3 protein-coding genes and 1 riboswitch are annotated in these 4,336 nt (G+C 36.6%); of the genes, 1 reads left to right on the forward strand and 2 read right to left on the reverse strand.

All coding sequences use genetic code 11. From position 1 onward, the window contains the following. Together ACK5ON_RS05565 and ACK5ON_RS05570 are read right to left on the reverse strand one after the other, a co-directional pair. A partial coding sequence (locus tag ACK5ON_RS05565; protein ID WP_409820674.1) for a dihydropteroate synthase occupies positions 1–1,795 on the reverse strand: 1,795 nt, incomplete at its 3' end. A 73-nt stretch (positions 1,796–1,868) separates the two neighbouring features. After that, positions 1,869–2,855, reverse strand: a complete 987-nt coding sequence (locus ACK5ON_RS05570; RefSeq protein ID WP_409820676.1) for a homocysteine S-methyltransferase family protein — start codon at positions 2,853–2,855, stop codon at positions 1,869–1,871. Between the two features lie 327 nt (positions 2,856–3,182). After that, a riboswitch (SAM riboswitch) is annotated at positions 3,183–3,285 on the reverse strand. A 311-nt stretch (positions 3,286–3,596) separates the two neighbouring features. On the opposite strand from ACK5ON_RS05570, the gene ACK5ON_RS05575 reads away from it, so the two are divergent. Further along, a partial coding sequence (locus ACK5ON_RS05575; protein ID WP_409820679.1) for an S-adenosylmethionine synthetase N-terminal domain-containing protein occupies positions 3,597–4,336 on the forward strand: 740 nt, incomplete at its 3' end.

A 4,336-nucleotide genomic window follows, 5' to 3' on the forward strand; every position in this document is an offset into this window, starting at 1 on the left:
CTATAAAATTTGGCTTCACGGGTTGAAAATTATTCCAATCCAACTGTAATTTGTTTTTGCGTGCCTCTTCAATAGATAGATAATTTTTATCCCGACTTCTATTTAAATACCCTTCACGCAACTTGTCGTATTCTTCACGAATTGCTTTTTCATAACTTTCTTTGGTCTCGGTTTGAAGCAAATTGCTAGCCACAGTAACCGCCCGTGAAGCATCGTTTACGTGAACCACTGTTGCTTTATATTCCGGAGCAATTTTAACGGCAGTGTGCGCTCGAGAAGTTGTGGCGCCACCAATCATAATCGGAATTTTGATATTAAGTTTGTCTAATTCTTTAGCCAAATAAACCATTTCGTCTAATGATGGTGTAATCAATCCGCTTAATCCAATAATATCTACATTATGTTCAATGGCAGCTTGAATGATTTTTTCGGGTGGTACCATTACGCCCAAATCGATGATTTCAAAATTATTACAACCCAAAACAACCGCTACAATATTTTTACCGATATCGTGCACATCGCCTTTTACGGTGGCCATCAGGATCCTCCCATTACTCGACGAAGTCGAGTCTCCTTTTTCATGTTCTATGAATGGAAGAAGATATGCCACTGCTTTTTTCATAACACGCGCCGATTTTACTACTTGAGGCAAAAACATTTTTCCGCTTCCAAATAAATCTCCCACTACATTCATTCCGGCCATCAAATTGATTTCAATGACATCAATGGCTTTCTCTGAATTTAATCGTGCTTCTTCAACATCAGTTTCTATAAACTCGTCAATTCCTTTTACTAAAGAATGGGTCAATCTTTCTTGGATGGTTCCATCTCTCCAAGCTCCCCTCTCCTTTGGAGAGGGGTTGGGGGTGAGGCCTCCTTTAAAACTTTCGGCTAAATCCAATAATCGTTCGGTGGCGTCTTCTCTTCTATTTAAAAGAACATCTTCAACGTGTTCTAATAAAGTTTTGTCAATTTCATCATAAATCTCCAACATTTCTGGATTTACGATTCCCATAGTCATTCCGTTTTGAATAGCATGATAAAGAAAAGCAGAATGCATGGCTTCACGTACTTTATCGTTTCCACGGAATGAAAAAGAAACGTTACTCACTCCGCCTGAAACTCCGGCATAAGGCAGATTTTCTCTAATCCATTTGGTAGCTTTGAAAAAGTCTAAGGCATTTAATTTGTGCTCTTCCATTCCGGTGGCAACAGGAAAAATATTAGGGTCAAAGATGATGTCTTCTGCTGGAAAATTTACTTCATTTACAAGAATATCATAGCTTCTTTTGCAAATTTCGATGCGTCTTTCGTAAGTATCGGCTTGTCCTTTTTCATCAAATGCCATTATTATTACTGCGGCGCCGTATCTCTTTATCAATTTGGCGTGATGTATAAAAACAGCTTCTCCTTCTTTTAATGAAATGGAATTTACAACACCTTTCCCTTGAATGACTTTCAAACCCGCTTCGATGATTTCCCATTTGGAACTATCAATCATTACGGGAACACGAGCAATATCGGGTTCTGCAGCAATAAGGTTTAGGAACTTGGTCATAGCATATACACCATCCAACATTCCTTCGTCCATATTGACATCGATGATTTGTGCGCCACCTTCTACTTGATCACGAGCTACAGAAAGTGCTTCGTCGTATTTCTCCTCTTTAATTAATCGAAGGAATTTTCGTGAACCTGTAACGTTTGTTCGTTCGCCTACGTTAATAAAATTAGTTTCAGGAGTTACAACTAAAGGTTCGAGACCGGATAATTTTAGGTATTTATTTTCAGACATTATTATTTTGTTTACTCGCTAAGGCACAAAGTTTTTTAGCCACGGATTACACAGATTTTTACAGATTTTAATTCTAATGGACGAGAACATTTCGTGGTTTAAATTCTGCGGCTACATCAGCAATCGCTTTGATATGTTCTGGAGTTGTCCCGCAGCAACCACCAATAATATTTACTAAATTATCTTCTAAATATTCTTTGATTAACGCCTGCATTTCTTGAGGAGTTTGGTCATATTGCCCGAAAGCATTGGGTAAACCAGCGTTTGGATGTGCGGAAATATTGAGTTGTGTGTTCATTGCCAAACGTTTTAAATAGGGTTTTAGTTGGTCGGCTCCAAGTGCACAATTGAAACCTATACTTAACAAATCAATATGCTGAATTGATATTAAAAAGGCTTCTACAGTTTGTCCAGAAAGTGTTCTTCCGGAAGCATCTGTAATCGTTCCCGAAACCATTACGGGAATATCGAGATTACGTTCTTCTTTTACTTCTTCTATGGCGAATAAAGCAGCTTTTGCATTTAACGTATCAAAGATAGTTTCTACCAATAAAATATCGCAACCTCCGTCAATTAAAGCTTCTACTTGTTGTTTATAGGCAATTAGTAAATCGTCAAAAGTTACCGCACGAAATCCCGGATCGTTTACATCGGGCGACATAGATGCTGTTCGGTTTGTTGGTCCGATGGAACCTGCAACAAAGCGTGGTTTATCTTTAAATTCATCTGCCACTTCTCGGGCGATTTTAGCGGATTGATAATTCAATTCGTATACTAAATCCTCTAGGTGATAATCGGCCATTCCGATGGTGGTTCCTGAAAATGTATTGGTTTCAACAATATCAGCACCAGCTTGAAAATACAGTCGGTGCACTTGTTTTACCGCTTCGGGTTGTGTGATGGAAAGCAAGTCGTTGTTTCCTTTTAACGGATGTGGAAAATCTTTAAACCGTTCGCCGCGGAAATCTTCTTCAGAAAAATTGTTGCGTTGCAACATGGTTCCCATGGCTCCGTCTAGAACTAGGATTCTTTCTTTTATGGCTTCTTGAATTTTTGACATAATTTTTTTTGTTACACAGAGTTACACGGAGTTTTCACAAAGTGTCTCAAAGTTTTTTTAATGTTTATAATTAAAAATTACGTTTTTTAGAAACCTAATTTTACAAAAATGGATTACTCATTAGCCCTGATTGAAGCGACATCCTTTTTTGTTTTTAAGAGAGACCCTTCGACAGCGCTAAAGGTGACAAAACAAAAAAGATATAGCGGAAAGCAGGAAACAGCTCCTAAAAATTATTATATGATATCTGAAAGTTGAGAAGATTTCTCGGGTTATCTGTTCTCTATTTCTGATTTAACAGCTGCTGAAACAAACTGAAACAAGTTCAGTTCAAGTGTTCAGCATAAAGATAGAATGTAGCACCTTTCCACTGAGGCGGAGGTTGCTAAGCTTTCATCGGGTCTATTCCCTCCAGCTTTCGTGATAACATCAATAAGTTTATGAACACTGCAAAGTAAAGGCATAGAATTTTAATTTGCAAGGGTTTTTTTTTATTTTATACTAGAATAGTGAAATAAAAAAAACAGATAATAATTTGCAATTCAATTTGATTTTATACATTTGCACTCGAAATTAAGAGGAAAAATTTGTACTGATTGCAACCTCTATTCGAACTTGAATCTTTCATTAAATACTAAAACAAGTTCAGAATAAAAAAATGCTAAAGCAGAAATTCTTCTTTAGCTTTTCAAGCAATCACTTTTTTTCCTTCAAACAATAATATTAAACTAAAATATAGTTATGGCTTATTTATTTACGTCGGAGTCAGTAAGTGAAGGACATCCGGACAAAGTTGCTGATCAAATTTCTGATGCGTTAATCGACAATTTTCTAGCATTTGACGCCGAGTCAAAAGTAGCTTGCGAAACCTTGGTAACTACAGGTCAAGTAATTCTTGCTGGAGAAGTAAAATCGAATACCTATCTTGATGTGCAACAAATTGCAAGAGAAGTAATTAGAAAAATCGGTTATACTAAAAGTGAGTATATGTTTGAAGCCAATTCTTGTGGAATTCTATCAGCAATTCACGAGCAATCAGCCGACATTAATCAAGGTGTAGATAGAGCAAGTAAAGAAGAACAAGGCGCTGGCGACCAAGGAATGATGTTTGGTTATGCTACCAATGAAACGGAAAATTACATGCCATTAGCATTAGATATTTCACATGCTTTGTTGATTGAATTAGCCAACTTAAGAAGAGAAAATAACGAAATTAAATACCTTCGCCCTGATGCCAAATCACAAGTAACTTTAGAGTATTCTGACGATAACAAACCACAACGTATAGATGCGATAGTAATTTCAACTCAACACGATGATTTTGATGAAGAAGCAACAATGTTGGCAAAAATTAAAAGTGATTTAGTGTCTATTTTAATTCCAAGAATTAAAGCAAAATATCCTCAATATGCTCATTTCTTTAATGATAATATTACGTATCATATTAACCCAACTGGAAAATTCGTAATTGGTGGACCACA

This window comes from Flavobacterium sp., assembly GCF_046317795.1.
In the GTDB taxonomy this organism is placed as follows: Bacteria; Bacteroidota; Bacteroidia; order Flavobacteriales; family Flavobacteriaceae; genus Flavobacterium.